The organism is Bacillus sp. FJAT-42376 (genome assembly GCF_003816055.1).
Lineage (GTDB): Bacteria > Bacillota > Bacilli > Bacillales > Bacillaceae > Metabacillus_B.
In genome coordinates this window covers 484,800-500,977 of the sequence record NZ_CP033906.1, presented here as the reverse complement: position 1 = coordinate 500,977, position 16,178 = coordinate 484,800, and the positions used below count along the sequence as shown (strand labels likewise).

The 16,178-nt window shown below is 44.8% G+C and carries 29 protein-coding genes; all 29 read right to left on the bottom strand.

Annotated features, from left to right (window positions below):
- Positions 1-20 precede the first annotated feature (20 nt).
- Positions 21-803 (bottom strand): putative hydro-lyase, encoded by a 783-nt coding sequence (locus CEF21_RS02490; protein WP_123913245.1) that lies wholly within the window; start codon positions 801-803, stop codon positions 21-23.
- Positions 804-936: 133 nt separating this feature from the next.
- Positions 937-1,329: a 30S ribosomal protein S9 gene (gene rpsI, locus CEF21_RS02485; RefSeq protein WP_123913244.1), complete on the bottom strand. Its 393-nt coding sequence runs from the start codon at positions 1,327-1,329 to the stop codon at positions 937-939.
- A 20-nt stretch (positions 1,330-1,349) separates the two neighbouring features.
- Complete coding sequence (gene rplM / locus CEF21_RS02480) at positions 1,350-1,787, bottom strand: 50S ribosomal protein L13 (protein WP_123913243.1); 438 nt, start codon at positions 1,785-1,787, stop codon at positions 1,350-1,352.
- Between the two features lie 155 nt (positions 1,788-1,942).
- Positions 1,943-2,683 (bottom strand): tRNA pseudouridine(38-40) synthase TruA, encoded by a 741-nt coding sequence (gene truA, locus CEF21_RS02475; protein ID WP_123913242.1) that lies wholly within the window; start codon positions 2,681-2,683, stop codon positions 1,943-1,945.
- An 8-nt stretch (positions 2,684-2,691) separates the two neighbouring features.
- The gene (locus tag CEF21_RS02470) at positions 2,692-3,486 is read right to left on the bottom strand and encodes an energy-coupling factor transporter transmembrane component T family protein (RefSeq protein WP_123913241.1); all 795 of its coding nucleotides are present in this window, start codon (positions 3,484-3,486) and stop codon (positions 2,692-2,694) included.
- Positions 3,483-4,352 carry an energy-coupling factor ABC transporter ATP-binding protein gene (locus CEF21_RS02465; protein ID WP_123913240.1) on the bottom strand — a complete coding sequence of 290 codons (870 nt, stop codon included), beginning with the start codon at positions 4,350-4,352 and terminating at the stop codon, positions 3,483-3,485. Before CEF21_RS02465 ends, CEF21_RS02470 begins: the two co-directional genes overlap by 4 nt.
- Positions 4,328-5,167 (bottom strand): energy-coupling factor ABC transporter ATP-binding protein, encoded by an 840-nt coding sequence (locus CEF21_RS02460; RefSeq protein WP_123913239.1) that lies wholly within the window; start codon positions 5,165-5,167, stop codon positions 4,328-4,330. Before CEF21_RS02460 ends, CEF21_RS02465 begins: the two co-directional genes overlap by 25 nt.
- A 220-nt stretch (positions 5,168-5,387) precedes the next feature.
- A complete protein-coding gene (gene rplQ, locus CEF21_RS02455) occupies positions 5,388-5,786 on the bottom strand; it encodes a 50S ribosomal protein L17 (RefSeq protein ID WP_123913238.1) in 399 nt (132 codons plus the stop codon).
- Between the two features lie 63 nt (positions 5,787-5,849).
- Entirely contained in the window at positions 5,850-6,794 is a 945-nt protein-coding gene (locus CEF21_RS02450) for a DNA-directed RNA polymerase subunit alpha (protein WP_123913237.1), read from the bottom strand.
- A 179-nt stretch (positions 6,795-6,973) separates the two neighbouring features.
- On the bottom strand, positions 6,974-7,366 hold the full coding sequence (gene rpsK / locus CEF21_RS02445; protein ID WP_035406857.1) for a 30S ribosomal protein S11: 393 nt from the start codon (positions 7,364-7,366) through the stop codon (positions 6,974-6,976).
- 21 nt (positions 7,367-7,387) lie between these two features.
- On the bottom strand, positions 7,388-7,753 hold the full coding sequence (gene rpsM / locus CEF21_RS02440) for a 30S ribosomal protein S13 (RefSeq protein WP_123913236.1): 366 nt from the start codon (positions 7,751-7,753) through the stop codon (positions 7,388-7,390).
- A gap of 23 nt (positions 7,754-7,776) precedes the next feature.
- Positions 7,777-7,890: a 50S ribosomal protein L36 gene (gene rpmJ / locus CEF21_RS02435; protein WP_000868344.1), complete on the bottom strand. Its 114-nt coding sequence runs from the start codon at positions 7,888-7,890 to the stop codon at positions 7,777-7,779.
- Between the two features lie 35 nt (positions 7,891-7,925).
- Positions 7,926-8,144: a translation initiation factor IF-1 gene (gene infA / locus CEF21_RS02430; RefSeq protein ID WP_028390440.1), complete on the bottom strand. Its 219-nt coding sequence runs from the start codon at positions 8,142-8,144 to the stop codon at positions 7,926-7,928.
- A 249-nt stretch (positions 8,145-8,393) separates the two neighbouring features.
- Positions 8,394-9,140 (bottom strand): type I methionyl aminopeptidase, encoded by a 747-nt coding sequence (gene map / locus CEF21_RS02425; protein WP_123913235.1) that lies wholly within the window; start codon positions 9,138-9,140, stop codon positions 8,394-8,396.
- Positions 9,137-9,790, bottom strand: a complete 654-nt coding sequence (locus CEF21_RS02420; protein ID WP_123913234.1) for an adenylate kinase — start codon at positions 9,788-9,790, stop codon at positions 9,137-9,139. The genes map and CEF21_RS02420 overlap by 4 nt, the downstream gene beginning before the upstream one ends.
- 57 nt (positions 9,791-9,847) lie before the next feature.
- On the bottom strand, positions 9,848-11,149 hold the full coding sequence (gene secY / locus CEF21_RS02415) for a preprotein translocase subunit SecY (RefSeq protein ID WP_123913233.1): 1,302 nt from the start codon (positions 11,147-11,149) through the stop codon (positions 9,848-9,850).
- Positions 11,149-11,589: a 50S ribosomal protein L15 gene (gene rplO, locus CEF21_RS02410; RefSeq protein WP_123913232.1), complete on the bottom strand. Its 441-nt coding sequence runs from the start codon at positions 11,587-11,589 to the stop codon at positions 11,149-11,151. Before rplO ends, secY begins: the two co-directional genes overlap by 1 nt.
- Positions 11,590-11,621: 32 nt before the next feature.
- Positions 11,622-11,804, bottom strand: coding sequence for a 50S ribosomal protein L30 (rpmD, locus tag CEF21_RS02405; protein ID WP_035406839.1), 183 nt, complete (start codon positions 11,802-11,804; stop codon positions 11,622-11,624).
- 13 nt (positions 11,805-11,817) lie between these two features.
- The gene (rpsE, locus tag CEF21_RS02400) at positions 11,818-12,318 is read right to left on the bottom strand and encodes a 30S ribosomal protein S5 (RefSeq protein ID WP_035406835.1); all 501 of its coding nucleotides are present in this window, start codon (positions 12,316-12,318) and stop codon (positions 11,818-11,820) included.
- Between the two features lie 23 nt (positions 12,319-12,341).
- On the bottom strand, positions 12,342-12,704 hold the full coding sequence (gene rplR / locus CEF21_RS02395) for a 50S ribosomal protein L18 (RefSeq protein ID WP_035406832.1): 363 nt from the start codon (positions 12,702-12,704) through the stop codon (positions 12,342-12,344).
- A 34-nt stretch (positions 12,705-12,738) separates the two neighbouring features.
- Positions 12,739-13,275 carry a 50S ribosomal protein L6 gene (gene rplF / locus CEF21_RS02390; RefSeq protein ID WP_123913231.1) on the bottom strand — a complete coding sequence of 179 codons (537 nt, stop codon included), beginning with the start codon at positions 13,273-13,275 and terminating at the stop codon, positions 12,739-12,741.
- Positions 13,276-13,303: 28 nt separating this feature from the next.
- Positions 13,304-13,702, bottom strand: a complete 399-nt coding sequence (gene rpsH, locus CEF21_RS02385; RefSeq protein ID WP_123913230.1) for a 30S ribosomal protein S8 — start codon at positions 13,700-13,702, stop codon at positions 13,304-13,306.
- Between the two features lie 31 nt (positions 13,703-13,733).
- The gene (locus CEF21_RS02380) at positions 13,734-13,919 is read right to left on the bottom strand and encodes a type Z 30S ribosomal protein S14 (RefSeq protein WP_082883739.1); all 186 of its coding nucleotides are present in this window, start codon (positions 13,917-13,919) and stop codon (positions 13,734-13,736) included.
- Positions 13,920-13,939: 20 nt separating this feature from the next.
- Entirely contained in the window at positions 13,940-14,479 is a 540-nt protein-coding gene (rplE, locus tag CEF21_RS02375; protein WP_123913229.1) for a 50S ribosomal protein L5, read from the bottom strand.
- 25 nt (positions 14,480-14,504) lie between these two features.
- Positions 14,505-14,816, bottom strand: a complete 312-nt coding sequence (gene rplX, locus CEF21_RS02370) for a 50S ribosomal protein L24 (protein ID WP_123913228.1) — start codon at positions 14,814-14,816, stop codon at positions 14,505-14,507.
- Positions 14,817-14,855: 39 nt separating this feature from the next.
- Positions 14,856-15,224 (bottom strand): 50S ribosomal protein L14, encoded by a 369-nt coding sequence (gene rplN, locus CEF21_RS02365; protein WP_035406818.1) that lies wholly within the window; start codon positions 15,222-15,224, stop codon positions 14,856-14,858.
- A gap of 40 nt (positions 15,225-15,264) precedes the next feature.
- Entirely contained in the window at positions 15,265-15,528 is a 264-nt protein-coding gene (gene rpsQ / locus CEF21_RS02360; RefSeq protein ID WP_035406815.1) for a 30S ribosomal protein S17, read from the bottom strand.
- Positions 15,529-15,549: 21 nt separating this feature from the next.
- Entirely contained in the window at positions 15,550-15,753 is a 204-nt protein-coding gene (gene rpmC, locus CEF21_RS02355; RefSeq protein ID WP_035406812.1) for a 50S ribosomal protein L29, read from the bottom strand.
- The gene (gene rplP, locus CEF21_RS02350; protein ID WP_035406810.1) at positions 15,743-16,177 is read right to left on the bottom strand and encodes a 50S ribosomal protein L16; all 435 of its coding nucleotides are present in this window, start codon (positions 16,175-16,177) and stop codon (positions 15,743-15,745) included. The genes rpmC and rplP overlap by 11 nt, the downstream gene beginning before the upstream one ends.
- Position 16,178 lies beyond the last annotated feature (1 nt).

Below are 16,178 nucleotides of genomic sequence, written 5' to 3'. Positions count from 1 at the left end.
GCTCATGATCACCGGTTCATTTATAAGCTTACATCGGTATCTTTCAAGTCCGTTATAAACATATGACCAGGTGCATGAGTAATCATTAAATCCGGTTTCGAGGCGACCGCAGCAGCCTGAGGAGTCACTCCGCACGCCCAAAACACAGGGACCTCACCTTCTTTGACCGTCACGGCATCTCCAAAGTCAGGAGCGGCAAGATTCGCAATCCCGATTTCTTCAGGGTTCCCTATGTGAACAGGAGCCCCGTGGGACTTCGGCGACCGGGCTGTCACTTGCACTGCTTTTGCAATGTCTTTGGCGGGGATCGGCCTCATGCTGACAACCATCGTCCCTTTGAAAACCCCGCTCTCATGAAGAGGGAGACTGGAGTTATACATTGGTACATTTCGTTTTTCCTCTATGTGCCGGACAGGGACTCCATATTCCAGCAGTGCTTTTTCGAAAGTAAAGCTGCATCCAAGAAGGAAAGCAACGAAATCCTCTTCCCAAAGATCTTTAATATCCTCCTGTTCAGAAACAAGCTTTCCATAACGATAAACCCTATACTTTGGGACATCCGTTCTTAGATCTGCCTGCGGAGCACTCAGGACAGGAACAAACGACCCTGTATCTGTGACCTCAAGAAGCGGACAGGCCTTTTCATTTCTTTGGCAAAATAACAGGAAGTCATAAGCAAGCTCTTTTTTCAGAATGACCAGATTCGTTTGCACGTACCCTTCTGCATGCCCTGCGGTAGAAGTTGTCCATTTGTTCTCACGGATTGATTTTCGAATAGATTTCAGCGATTCTCCCATTGCCATTCACCTCATCTTCTACTCTAAAGAATAGGACGGGCTTCCTCAATCAGCCAATGGAAGGAATCCATAGAGCCGCATGGCTGCACAAAAAAAGACCTCCAAAGCAAAGGCTTTGAAAGTCTTTTGAAAACGCAAATTAACGTTTTGAGAACTGAGGTGCACGGCGTGCGCCTTTAAGTCCGTATTTTTTACGCTCTTTCATACGAGCGTCACGAGTCAATAGACCAGCGCGTTTAAGAGTTGTACGGAACTCAGGATCTGCTTGAAGCAGTGCACGAGAGATACCGTGGCGGATTGCGCCGGCTTGACCTGCAAATCCACCGCCGCTAACGTTTACTAGTACATCGTAAGAAGAACCAGTTTCAGTCAAGTTAAGCGGCTGTTTTACGTCCTCGATTAGAGCTGCGAATGGGATGTAATCTTTAATGTCGCGTTTATTAACAACGATCTTGCCTTCGCCTGGAATTAGGCGTACACGAGCAACGGAGCTCTTGCGGCGGCCAGTACCGTAATATTGAACCTGTGCCAAATTGATAACCTCCTTAATAATTAACCGCGAAGTTCGTAAACTTCAGGCTGTTGTGCTTGGTGTGGATGCTCAGCACCCGCGTATACGTGCAATTTTTTGAAGATTTGACGGCCAAGGGAATTCTTAGGAAGCATTCCTTTGATCGCTAGCTCAAGCATTTTTTCAGCGTAGTTTGTACGCATTTCAAGAGCTGTTCTGGATTTAAGTCCGCCTGGGAATTGGCTGTGACGGTAGTAAATTTTATCAGTTAATTTCTTACCAGTCAGTTCAATTTTCTCAGCGTTGATGATGATTACGTGATCTCCAGTGTCTACATGTGGTGTAAAAGTCGGCTTGTGTTTGCCGCGAAGAATAGATGCTACTTCAGTAGAAAGACGACCTAGTGTCTTGCCTGCTGCATCCACAACGTACCATTTACGGTCAACTTCGCTAGCTTTCGCCATATACGTTGTACGCATTGATTTTCCCTCCTAATATCTTTCCATAAACGTTAGTTCCATTTTTATTTCAAAACACGACGAGCTTTCCGGGGCTTAATCGTGGGGATGAAATACATACCATGTGATAGTTTATCTCAGTAATACCGCAATGTCAAGACAATGTTACACCTGGTTTAGTTGTCATAGAAAACTTTCCATAGATACAAGCCGTGTCCAGGCGCGGTTTTTCCAGTTTTCGTCCGGTCCATGGACAAAATCATTTCAGAAATTTCTTCCGGCTTCGTCAATCCAATGCCGGCATTTAAAAGAGTCCCCATGATAATCCGGACCATATTGTACAAGAAGCCGCTGCCCTGAATGCACATCGTCATTCTTTCGCCCTCTTCAATAAACCTGATGGAATGGATGGTCCGGACACGGTCCTCTACCTCGGTTTTTGCTGAGCAAAACGCGGTAAAATCATGAGTTCCAATAAATTGCTCCGAAGCGCTCTTCATGGCTTCCAAGTTTAACGCATACGGATAATGATAGGCATAGTTTCTGAGAAATACATCCTGTACCGGGGAACGGTCTATCACATACCGGTATTCCTTTCCGCACGCATCAAAACGGGCGTGAAAGTCTTTTGCCGCCTCAGCAGCTTCCAGCACCTTAATATCCTTCGGAAGCAGCGCATTCAGAGCTTTAGGCCATCGGTCCATTGGAATGCCCAGAGGAGTGTCAAAATGGAGCACCTGACCTCGTGCGTGCACTTTAGCATCTGTTCTTCCGGAGGCTGTGACTTTAACCTGTCTTCCCTTATGCAGCCTGGACAAAGCCGTCTCCAGTTCCTCCTGAACCGTTCGTGCATCCGGCTGAATCTGGTATCCGCTGAAGTCAGTCCCGTCATAGGAAATAATCATTTTTATTCTCATAGCGGCTCCTACGAACGAAGGAACAGAAGCAGAATGGTTAAAACGAGGAGCATGATCATCATCGCTGAATCCCTGGAATCCCATTTAAGCTGTCTGTATTTCGTTCTTCCTTCTCCGCCTTGATAGCCTCTTGCCTCCATCGCTGTAGCAAGCTCCTCAGCCCGTTTAAACGCGCTGATAAACAGCGGGACAAGCAAGGGGACAATCGACTGGACACGCTTTGTCAGGGGCCCTGAAGAGAAGTCGACTCCCCTGGCCATTTGCGCCTTCATAATCTTATCGGTTTCGTCAGTCAGTGTCGGAATAAACCTTAAGGCAATCGACATCATTAAGGCAAGCTCATGAACAGGGAGACCCAGCTTTTTAAAGGGATGAAGCAAATTCTCCATTCCGTCCGTTACTTCAATCGGCGTAGTGGTCAAGGTAAGCAGGGTAGTGATCAGAATCAGATACAGGAAACGCAGCGAGATAAAGATCCCCTGCCTCAGTCCTTCTTCATGAACCGATATGAATGAAAACTGAAATAGAACCGGTCCTTGCTTAGTGACGAGAATATGCAGAATAAAGGTGAACAGAATAATCCACAGAATCGGCTTCAAACCCGAAACGAGAAATCTCGGGGGAAGCTTTGTAAGCGAGACAATGAAAATTGTAAATAGTCCCAGGACCGTATAAGTGATCGTATTATTTGCCAGAAAGACGATAAAGACAAAAAAGAAGACGAGAAGAAGCTTGGCTCTCGGATCAAGCTTATGAACAAAAGAATGCCCTGGTACATATTTTCCGATGATGATTCCGTTCATTCAGCTCCCCCCTTTTTATATAAGGATTTGAGCGATCGAACCGTCTCATCAATTGTAAGAGGCGCTCCCTGTATGCGGATGCCGAGCTTTTCCTCAAGAGCATGCTTGAACTGAACGGTTTCAGGAAGTCTGAGGCCTGCTTCCGCAATTTTTTCAGGTGCAGAAAAAACCTCCTCTGGCCGTCCTTTCAGCTGAATCGTTCCTTGATGGAGCACGATCAGTTCTTCTGCATATCTGGCTGCATCTTCCATGCTGTGCGTAACAAGAATCGTTGTCAGTCCTTTTTCCTTATGCAGCTGATAAAAGAGCTCCATGATGTCACGGCGGCCCTTCGGATCAAGACCGGCTGTAGGCTCGTCCAGCACAATGACTTCAGGTTCCATGGCTAGGACACCCGCAATGGCTACCCTTCTCATTTGCCCTCCGCTTAAGTCAAATGGAGAACGCTCCAGAACCTCTGACGGCAGTCCAACTAATTCCGTCATTTCCCTTGCTCTCTGACGTGCCTCTTTTTCCGGAACACCAAAATTCATCGGTCCAAACATAATATCCTTCTCCACCGTCTCCTCAAAGAGCTGATGCTCCGGAAACTGAAAAACGATTCCCACTTTTTTTCGCACCGTTTTTAAATGTTTGGCCTTTTCTTTTGCTTTTATCGTTCGATCACCGATTGTGATCCATCCCGATGTGGGCTTGAGCAAGCCATTTAAATGCTGAAGAAGAGTGGATTTCCCGGAGCCGGTATGGCCGATAATCGCTGTGTAGGAACCAGACTGAATAGAAAGATCCATATTGTAGATGGCTCGTTTCTCAAAGGGTGTGCGCGGATTGTACGTATGCTCTAGGCCTTTTGCTGTAATATCCATAGCTCATCCACCAATCCTTGTTCTGTTAAGTGATTCTTCTGAAGAGGAATGCCTGCCTTTCGGAGCTCCTGACTGAGCTTATACGAAAACGGAAGATCCAGTCCAATTCTTGTTAATTCCTCTCCCATTGAGAAGATCAGCTCCGGCTTTCCTTCCTTCAGTTTTTTCCCTTTGTTCATCACAATGATCCGATCGGCCTTAGATGCTTCTTCAAGATCATGTGTGATGGATATGACGGTGACAGCGCCCTGATCATTCAACAGCCGAACAGTATCCATTACATCACTTCTGCCGGCTGGATCGAGCATGGATGTTGCTTCGTCGAGAATCATAATTTGAGGCTTGACGGCCAGCACGCCAGCGATGGCAACACGCTGTTTTTGGCCGCCTGACAGATGGTGCGGCTCTTGATCGAGAAAAGCATCCATCTTAACTTGCTTTGTCGCCCAATCCACCCGTTTCAGCATTTCGTCGCGGGGGATTCCGTTGTTTTCCAGACCAAAAGCCACATCATCCTTAACTGTCGTTCCAACAAACTGATTATCAGGATTTTGGAATACCATTCCCACCTTTTTGCGGACATCCCAGATTGTCTCCTCTGAGAGCTCCGTCCCTGCAAGGCTGACCTTTCCTTTCGCCGGCAAAAGAAGACCGTTCAAAATTCGGGCAAGCGTTGATTTTCCAGAACCATTATGACCGACAATGGCAAGCCATTCCCCCTCATAGATGCTGAAGCTTACATCATCCAGGGCTGGTTTTTCTCGATCCGGATAGGAAAAGGTAACATTCTCTACTCGTGCTATTTCTTTTCGCATAGCCTGCTCTTCTCCTCTCACACTCAAAACATCTCTGAAAATAAAAAAAAACTCTACTAACTGGGATTGGCGGACAGAATCTGCCCGCCATGTTCTCAGTCGTATTCGGCTCCTTACAACGTTTCCATTGTCTATCCGCCTATGAGGACCATGCTGCTTAACGGTCCCCATCGTAAAAAAGGGTAAATCAGCTTAAAGCTGTCCACCCTCTTTACATTACTTACACAAGCTCAATGATAACCATTGGAGCTCCGTCTCCGCGACGAGGTCCAAGTTTCATGATACGAGTGTATCCGCCTTGGCGCTCTCCATAACGGCCTGCGATATCAGTGAAAAGTTTTTCCAAAGCGTATTTCGCTTTTTCTTTGTCTTTTCCGTTTTTATCTTGACCTACTACTACCATTTCAGCCACTTCGTTACGAACGAATGCTGCAGCTTGACGGCGAGCATGAAGATCTCCGCGTTTCCCTAGAGTAATCATTTTATCAACAACGGAACGAAGCTCTTTCGCACGGGCTTCAGTAGTTTCGATACGCTCGTTGATGATTAGATCAGTAGCCAAGTCACGAAGCATTGCTTTACGTTGTGAGCTAGTACGGCCCAATTTTCTGTATGACATGTGATGTCCCCTCCTTTGAATAGGCTTTGCGTGTGTTCTACACACAAATGACTAGCGAACCGGTCAGTCGTCTTTGCGCAGACCTAATCCAAGTTCATCTAGTTTCGCTTTAACTTCTTCAAGAGATTTGCGTCCAAGGTTGCGAACTTTCATCATATCTTCCTCTGTTTTGTTCGCAAGTTCCTGAACCGTATTGATTCCAGCACGTTTCAGACAGTTGTAAGAACGTACGGAGAGATCCAATTCTTCAATTGTCATCTCTAATACTTTCTCTTTTTGATCTTCTTCTTTTTCAACCATAATCTCAGCATTTTGGGCTTCATCAGTTAAGCCAACAAAAATGTTAAGATGTTCAGTCAAAATTTTAGCACCCAGGGCAACAGCCTCTTTAGGTCCGTTGCTTCCGTCAGTCCAGACGTCAAGAGTAAGCTTATCAAAGTTAGCCACTTGTCCTACACGTGTATTTTCCACTTGATAGGATACGCGGGCAACAGGTGTATAGATAGAATCGATCGGGATGACTCCGATTGGCTGATCTTCACGTTTGTTCGCATCAGCTGGAGTGTATCCGCGTCCTCTTCTTGCTGTCAATCTCATTCGAAGCGTGGCATCTTTCGCCAGCGTTGCGATGTGAAGATCAGGGTTCAGGATTTCAATATCACTGTCATGAGTGATATCGGCTGCCGTAACAGCACCTTCTCCTTGAATATCAATCTCAAGAGTTTTTTCTTCTTCTGAATAGATTTTAAGAGCAAGCTTCTTAACGTTTAAAATTATGGATGTAACATCTTCTACGACGCCTTCAATCGTCGAAAATTCATGCAGAACACCGTCAATTTGGATCGATGTTACAGCTGCACCCGGGAGTGAGGATAATAGAATACGGCGTAAGGAGTTACCCAAAGTAGTACCATATCCGCGCTCGAGTGGTTCGACGACGAATTTGCCGTATTTGGCATCTTCGCTGATTTCAACCGTTTCGATTTTTGGTTTTTCAATCTCAATCATTCAATAAAACCCTCCTTCAAAACGTCGAAACCCCGGCAGATCTAGCAACCTAAATCAACCGAAATTCCCCATTGTAATGTCCCGATTGTGCATACCAGCAGAATTGGGAAATTCTGCTTTTAATTATATACTGTATCATAACCCATTATAGACAGGGATACGAAATCTATACAGAAAATTTACACACGACGACGTTTTGGCGGGCGGCAGCCATTATGAGGAACTGGAGTAACATCTCTGATAGCCGTTACTTCTAGACCAGCAGCTTGAAGAGCACGAATAGCAGCTTCACGGCCAGCACCAGGACCTTTAACTGTTACTTCCAAAGTTTTCAAACCATGTTCGATGGAAGTTTTTGCTGCAGTTTCAGCAGCCATTTGCGCAGCAAAAGGAGTAGATTTACGAGAACCTCTGAATCCTAAAGCACCTGCGCTTGACCAAGATACTGCGTTTCCGTGAGTATCAGTGATCGTAACGATTGTATTGTTAAAAGTGGAGCGGATATGCGCAATACCAGCTTCAATGTTCTTTTTCACACGGCGTTTACGAGTGTTTGTTTTACGTTGTGCCATAGAGCTTTAACCTCCTTTACCTTATTTCTTTTTGTTCGCAACAGTACGGCGTGGGCCTTTACGTGTACGAGCATTGTTTTTAGTGTTTTGTCCGCGAACAGGTAAGCCGCGGCGGTGGCGAAGACCACGGAAGCTTCCGATTTCGATTAGACGTTTGATGTTAAGGGAAATCTCACGACGAAGGTCTCCTTCAACTTTTAGCTTATCGATAACATCACGGATTTTTCCTAGTTCTTCTTCGGTAAGATCGCGTACACGAGTGTCTTCAGAAACTCCTGCTTCAGCAAGAATTTTTTGAGAAGTTGTACGGCCAATTCCGAAAATGTAAGTCAATGAAATTACAACGCGTTTTTCGCGTGGAATATCTACACCAGCAATACGAGCCATTTGTCAGTGCACCTCCTTATGTTTTATCCTTGTTTTTGTTTATGCTTTGGATTCTCACAAATAACCATGACTTTTCCTCTTCTGCGAATAACTTTACATTTTTCGCAAATCGGTTTCACGGACGGTCTAACCTTCATGTGTTTTCCAACCTCCTTGATAGTTCGGAGTGCTTTTATTTGAAACGGTACGTTATTCTTCCGCGAGTCAAATCGTACGGAGATAATTCTACCGTAACTTTGTCTCCAGGTAAAATACGAATGAAATGCATGCGGATCTTTCCTGAAACATGCGCCAGGACTGTATGACCGTTTTCAAGTTCAACTTTAAACATCGCATTAGGCAGCGTCTCTTGAACGGTACCTTCAACTTCAATTACATCATCTTTAGCCATTAAGTTGTTCTCCCTTCATCAAATCAGCAATTTGCCGTATTGGCAAACCCTATATAGCTGAGAGCTATATCATTCTATACACTGCTCTGAACTTCCGGAGATACGCAATTAAAGAACTTAAAGTGGTGGATGTGTTCTGGGGAGAATGAAACGTCCGTTTGTCTCCATCTGCCACTATAACGAGACTCAAACTTCCGGAGTTCTGCATCCGTCTGCAGTCTGTTAAAGCGTCATTGCCTTCTTCTGCATTTAAGCTTTTGTAAGAATCTCAAAACCGGTATCCGTGATTGCAATGGTGTGTTCAAAGTGAGCACACATTTTGCCATCCACTGTTACAACCGTCCAGTTATCCTGTAAGGTTCTAACATAACGTGTTCCAGCGTTGACCATTGGTTCAATTGCCAGAACCATGCCGGGTTTAAGCCTTGGCCCTTTGCCAGGCGGTCCAAAGTGAGGAATTTGCGGATCTTCATGAAGTTCCTGCCCTACACCGTGCCCAACATATTCTCTGACGATCGAAAATCCTTCGCCTTCTGCATAGAGCTGGATAGCGTGGGAGATGTTTGAAAGCCGATCTCCCGGCTTGGCTTCATTCAGCCCTCTATATAAAGACTCTTCTGTAACGTCCAGCAGCTTTTGCGTTTCTTCGGAAATGGCGCCTACCGGATATGTCCAGGCTGAGTCACCGTGATAGCCATTATACTTTGCACCGATATCGATGCTGATAATGTCCCCTTCATTTAACACCCGGTCACCCGGAATGCCATGAACGAGCTCTTCGTTGACAGAAGCACATATGCTTCCGCGGAATCCATTATACCCTTTGAAGGAAGGAATTGCATCATGCATGCGTATAAACTTTTCGGCAATACTATCCAATTCTTTCGTTGTAATACCGGGCTGGACATGTTTCTTTAATTCCTGGTGGGTCAGTGCAACGATCCGGCCAGCTTCCCTCATGATTTCAATCTCACGCGGAGTCTTGCAGATGATCATTCAGCTGATCCTCCAAGCAATGCTTTGATATCAGCAAAAACTTTGCGGATATCCTGCTGGCCGTCTATCTCTCTTACATAGCCTTTTTCGCTATAGAAATCAAGAAGCGGCTTGCTTTGTTTGACGTTCACTTCCAAACGGTTGGAAACCGTTTCTTCGTTATCGTCAGCCCGCTGATACAGCTCTCCGCCACATTTGTCACAAACATCTTCCTTTGCAGGAGGATTGAAGACTAAGTGGTAAGTAGCTCCGCAATTTTTACAAATGCGGCGTCCAGTCAAGCGTTCCATTAGAATGCTCTTATCCACATCAATATTGATGACATGGTCAAGCTTTTTGCCAAGATCAGAAAGAATCGTTTCCAGCGCCTCCGCCTGTGCAACAGTACGGGGGAATCCATCAAGCAAGAACCCTTTTTCACAATCATCTTTGCCCAAACGATCGCGGACAATACCAATTGTTACTTCATCAGGTACAAGTTCGCCTTTATCAATGAAAGACTTAGCCTGCAGTCCCATTTCAGTTTCTTCCTTAATAGCTGCTCGAAACATATCTCCTGTCGAGATATGAGGGATTTGATATTCCTCTTTGATTTGTTCTGCCTGAGTTCCTTTACCGGCACCGGGCAGACCCATTAATACAAGATTCATCCGATTTCCCCCTCAGTCTCTATATAAAGGGAATGGGCGCAGCTGCGTCCCATTTCCTTACTGTTTCATAAAGCCTTTGTAGTGACGCTTAACAAGCTGGCTTTCCAGTGTCTTCATCGTTTCAAGCGCTACCCCGATTACGATCAGCAAGCTCGTTCCGCCAATCTGTGCGGATTGTGGAAGACCTGCAAAAGCGATAAAAAGAGTAGGAAGAACAGCAATGATGGCAAGGAAAATGGCGCCTACAAATGTTAAACGGTACAATACTTTTGTTAAATATTCCTGAGTGCTTTTTCCAGGACGGATCCCTGGAACATATCCGCCTTGTTTCTTTAAGTTATCAGCCATTTGTTCCGGATTAACCTGAACGAACGCATAGAAATACGTAAAGGCAATAATTAAAGCAACATAGATGGAAGCTCCAATCGGATGAGTCGTTGTGAGATTGGTTGTTATCCAATTGGTCACATCGTTCTTTCCGAAGAAATTAGCAATCGTCGGCGGTGTGATTAGGAATGAAACCGCGAAGATTACAGGAATTACACCAGCCGGGTTCACCTTCAGAGGCAAGTGGGTGGATTGACCTCCCCCTTGAGGACCTGAGCCTGATACCCTTTTAGCATATTGAATCGGAATCTTGCGAAGTGCCTGCTGAACATAGATGGTTCCAACTACAATAGCCAGAACAGCAATCGCAAGCAGGATCACAATGACAATCCGGATGAAAAGCTGATCTCCCGCATCAGTAAATAGCTGGCTATAAATCTGATTGAGGGTTTTAGGAATCGCAGCCACGATCCCCGCAAAGATAATGATGGAAATACCATTTCCTACACCCTTTGCTGTAATTTGTTCTCCAAGCCACATTAAGAAAGCAGTTCCTGATGTCAGGACCACTGCAATCAGAAGATAGGTAGGCACACCAGGATTTTCAATCAGCATACCGCCTGTCAGGTTATTAAACCCGATTGACATACCGATTGCCTGAATGAACCCGAGAACAATGGTGAAATATCTCGTAAATTGAGCCAATTTACGTCTTCCAACTTCACCCTGCTTAGACCATTCCGTAAACTTCGGTACAACGTCCATTTGAAGGAGCTGAACAATAATGGAGGCGGTGATGTACGGCATAATACCCATTGCAAGAATGGAGTAATTAAACAGTGCTCCCCCGCCAAAAGTGTTCAGTACTCCGAAAACGCTCATCTGCTGATCCTGAGCAGCCAGCACTTCTGTGTTGACGCCCGGAACAGGGATGAATGTGCCGATTCGAAATACAATAAGCATTAAAAGAGTGAATATGATTTTGTTTCTTATGTCACTCACGCGCATGAAATTGGAGATTGTCTTAAACATTAAATCACCTCAGCTGTACCGCCGGCAGCTTCGATTGCTTCTTTAGCGGAAGATGAGAATTTGTTCGCTTTAACAGTGAGTTTCTTCTCGATCTTACCGTCGCCAAGAATCTTCACGCCAGCTTTTGTGCTGCTAAGCACGCCAGTTTCTAGAAGAAGCTCAGGAGTTACTTCTGTACCTTCTTCGAAACGGTTCAGTCTCTCAAGGTTAACAACCGCGTATTCTTTACGGTTGATGTTCGTAAATCCGCGTTTAGGCAAACGTCTGAATAATGGAGTTTGACCACCCTCGAATCCAAGACGAACACCTCCGCCAGAACGGGCGTTTTGACCTTTATGACCTTTACCAGCTGTTTTACCGTTACCAGATCCGATACCACGGCCCAAACGGTTGCGCTCGCGGCGGGAACCTTCTGCCGGTTTCAATTCATGAAGTTTCATCAGGACACCTCCTTATTTATAGAACAAACGAATTATTGTTCTTCTACTTTAACCAAATGTGATACTTTGTTAATCATTCCGCGAATAGCAGCATTGTCTTCGTGAACAACGGTTTGGTGCATTTTGCGCAAACCAAGTGTTTTAACTGTTACACGCTGGGTTTCCGGACGGCCGATAACACTGCGAGTAAGGGTGATCGCTAATTTGTTTGCCATTATCTTTCCCCCCTTATCCTAACAGTTCTTCTACAGATTTTCCACGAAGCTTAGCAACTTGCTCAGCTTTCTTAAGCTGCTTTAAGCCTTCAAGTGTTGCACGAACCATGTTGATTGGTGTGTTTGAACCAAGGGATTTAGATAGGATGTCACCTACACCTGCAAGTTCAAGTACCGCACGTACTGGTCCGCCGGCGATTACTCCGGTACCCTCTGAAGCTGGCTTCAGAAGAATGTTTCCAGCACCGAATCGTCCGATCACTTCGTGTGGAATTGTTGTACCAACCATTGGTACTGTTACAAGATTCTTTTTCGCATCTTCGATTGCTTTACGGATTGCTTCAGGCACCTCTTGCGCTTTACCTGTACCGAAACCAACTCGGCCATTCTTGTCGCCTACGACAACAAGTGCAGCAAAACGGAAGCGACGACCACCTTTAACAACCTTAGCAACGCGGTTAACGGTAACTACACGTTCTTCAAACTCTGATTTAACTGAGTCATTACGACGCATACTGTGTTTCCCTCCTTTTCCGATTAAAATTCAAGTCCAGCTTCGCGGGCAGCGTCAGCAAGAGCTTTGATACGACCGTGGTACAGGTATCCTCCACGATCAAATACGATAGATTTATGACCTTTATCAACGGCACGTTTTGCAACAAGCTCTCCAACTTTCTGAGCTGCTTCAAGGTTCGCAGTAGAATCAAGATTTAAATCTTTCTCCATGGAAGAAGCACTTACGATTGTTACACCGTTTGTATCGTCGATCAGTTGAGCATAAATGTGTTTATTAGAACGGAACACGTTTAGACGAGGTCTTTCAGCCGTTCCGAAGAGTTTCGCACGTACACGAGCATGTCTTCTTTTACGCACAGAATTTTTGCTAGCTTTTGTGATCATCAGGGTCACTCCTTTCTTAGGCCATTAAGCGGCATTACTTCGCAGTTTTACCTTCTTTACGGCGTACAAATTCACCTTCATAGCGAACTCCTTTACCTTTATAAGGCTCAGGCGGGCGAGTCGCACGGATGTTGGAAGCAATCGCTCCAACGCGCTCTTTATCAGTACCTTTAACGATGATTTTCGTTTGTGAAGGCACTTCAATTTCGATTCCTTGTTCCGGTGTGATCTCAACAGGGTGAGAGTAACCAACGTTTAGAATCAGTTTGTTTCCGGATTTAGTAGCACGGTAACCTACACCAACTAGTTCTAATCCTTTTTCGAAGCCTTTAGAAACACCTTCAACCATGTTTCCAAGAATGCTGCGAGTTGTACCGTGAAGAGCACGGTGATCTTTATGATCGGAAGGACGTGATACAGTTAGAATGTTTTCCTCAATGGAAATCGTAATGTCCGGGTGGAATGTACGAGTCAATTCCCCTTTAGGACCTTTAACCGTAACCGTGTTCTCGTTCATTTTGATTGTAACATCAGATGGAATCTCAAGCAGTTTTTTACCGACACGAGACATAATTTACACCTCCATTCTTTTTAACTTATTACCAAACGTATGCTAATACTTCTCCGCCAGCTTGTTTCGCGCGGGCTTCTTTGTCAGTGATGACACCTTGAGAAGTTGAGATAATTGCGATTCCTAGACCGTTAAGTACGCGAGGTACTTCAGTAGCTTTCGCATAAACACGAAGACCAGGCTTACTGATGCGTTTAAGACCAGTAATAACACGCTCGTTGTTTGAACCGTATTTAAGGAAGATGCGGATCACACCTTGTTTGTTGTCCTCAACGTATTCAACGTCACGAACGAAACCTTCGCGTTTCAAGATTTCAGCAATCTCTTTTTTGATTTTAGAAGCAGGAACTTCCAGCTTCTCATGACGTACCATATTCGCATTACGGATGCGAGTAAGCAAATCTGCAATCGGATCTGTCATAACCATTGTTAAATAACCTCCTTCCCGTTATGGGGTATTACCAGCTAGCTTTCTTAACGCCAGGAATTTGACCTTTATAAGCAAGTTCACGGAAACAAATACGGCAAAGTTTAAATTTGCGAATCACAGAATGTGGACGTCCGCAGCGTTCGCATCGAGTATATGCTTGAACATTAAACTTTGGAGAGCGTTTTTGTTTCGCGATCATAGATTTTTTTGCCACGATTTCGCCTCCCTTTACGATTATTTTTGGAATGGCATTCCAAACTGAGTAAGTAGTTCACGAGCTTCTTCGTCTGTATTAGCAGTTGTAACGATAACGATATCCATACCGCGAACCTTTGTAACTTGATCGTAATCAATCTCAGGGAAGATCAATTGCTCTTTAACACCTAGAGTGTAGTTACCGCGTCCGTCAAATGCTTTCTTGGAGATTCCGCGGAAGTCACGTACACGTGGTAAAGAAACAGAAACCAATTTGTCTAGGAATTCGTACATGCGCTCGCCGCGAAGTGTAACTTTCGCACCGATCGGCATGCCTTCACGAAGACGGAAACCGGCGATTGATTTTTTAGCGCGTGTGATAACTGGTTTTTGACCAGCAATTGCAGTCAGCTCTTCAACAGCGTTGTCAAGAGACTTTGAGTTTGCTACTGCATCGCCCACACCCATATTGATCACGATTTTTTCAAGCTTTGGTACTTGCATTACGGATTTATAGTTGAACTTGCTCATTAGAGCAGGTGTCGTTTCTTTTACAAACTTTTCTTTAAGGCGGTTCATATGATAGACCTCCCTTCCTTAGTTACTATTTATCTAGAGATTCACCAGATTTGTTTGCAACACGTACTTTTTTGCCGTCAACCGTTTTATAGCCGATACGAGTTGGCTCGCCGCTTTTAGGGTCGATCAGCATTACGTTGGATACATGGATTGGCGACTCTTGGCTGACGATTCCACCTTGAGTGTTTGCTTGTGTTGGTTTAGAGTGTTTTTTAACAACGTTCACACCTTCAACTAGCACACGGTCTTTCTTAGGGTAAGCTTCAAGCACTTTTCCTTGCTTGCCTTTATCCTTACCAGAGATAACCATTACATTATCACCTTTTTTAACATGCATCTTGTCCGCACCTCCTTAGTAAGGCAATCATTTTTAAAATTAAAGAACTTCTGGAGCTAGAGAAACAATTTTCATGAAATTGTTTTCGCGAAGCTCACGAGCAACAGGTCCGAAAATACGCGTACCGCGCGGGCTTTTGTCATCACGGATGATTACACAAGCATTTTCGTCGAAACGAATGTAAGAACCGTCAGTACGGCGTGCACCGCTCTTCGTACGAACGATAACAGCCTTAACTACGTCTCCTTTTTTAACAACGCCTCCTGGTGTTGCTTGTTTAACCGTACACACGATTACATCACCAATGTTAGCTGTTTTACGTCCGGATCCGCCAAGGACTTTAATAGTCAGTACTTCACGAGCACCAGAGTTGTCAGCAACTTTTAAGCGAGATTCTTGTTGAATCATTCACGTTACCTCCCTTCGGAATTAACTATCCGAACATTTATTAGATAATAACAGCTTCTTCAACGATTTCTACAAGACGGAAACGTTTTGTCGCAGATTGCGGACGAGTTTCCATGATTCTTACGATATCGCCAATTTTAGCTTGGTTTTCTTCGTCATGCGCTTTGAACTTCTTAGAGTACTTTACGCGTTTGCCGTATAGAGAATGAGTTTTGTAAGTCTCAACTAGTACTGTGATTGTTTTATCCATTTTGTCGGATACAACACGGCCAGTATATACCTTACGCTGGTTGCGTTCACTCATTTTGCAAACCTCCTCTCAGGTTTATCGATTATTAGCAGCGATCTCTCTTTGACGGATTACAGTCTTCATACGAGCGATTGCTTTGCGTACTTCGCGGATGCGAGCAGTGTTTTCAAGCTGGCCTGTAGCAAGCTGGAAACGAAGGTTGAAAAGCTCTTCTTTAAGGGATTTTACTTTTTGTTCGATTTCGGCAGTGGTAAGATCACGGATTTCATTAGCTTTCATTTGATTCACCACCAATTTCCTCGCGCTTCACGAATTTCGTTTTAATTGGCAGTTTGTGAGATGCAAGACGCAAAGCTTCACGAGCAACTTCTTCAGATACACCCGCAATCTCAAACAATACTTTACCAGGTTTTACTACAGCTACCCATCCTTCAGGAGCACCTTTACCGGAACCCATTCGGACTTCTAGAGGCTTAGCAGTGTAAGGTTTGGAAGGGAAAATTTTGATCCATACTTTACCGCCACGTTTCATGTAACGAGTCATCGCAATACGAGCTGCCTCGATTTGACGGTTTGTGATCCAAGATGCTTCCAAAGCTTGAATGCCGTATTCACCAAAGTGTACTTCCGCACCGCCTTTTGCACGGCCGCGCATTTTTCCGCGATGCTCTCTGCGATACTTAACACGTTTAGGCAATAACATA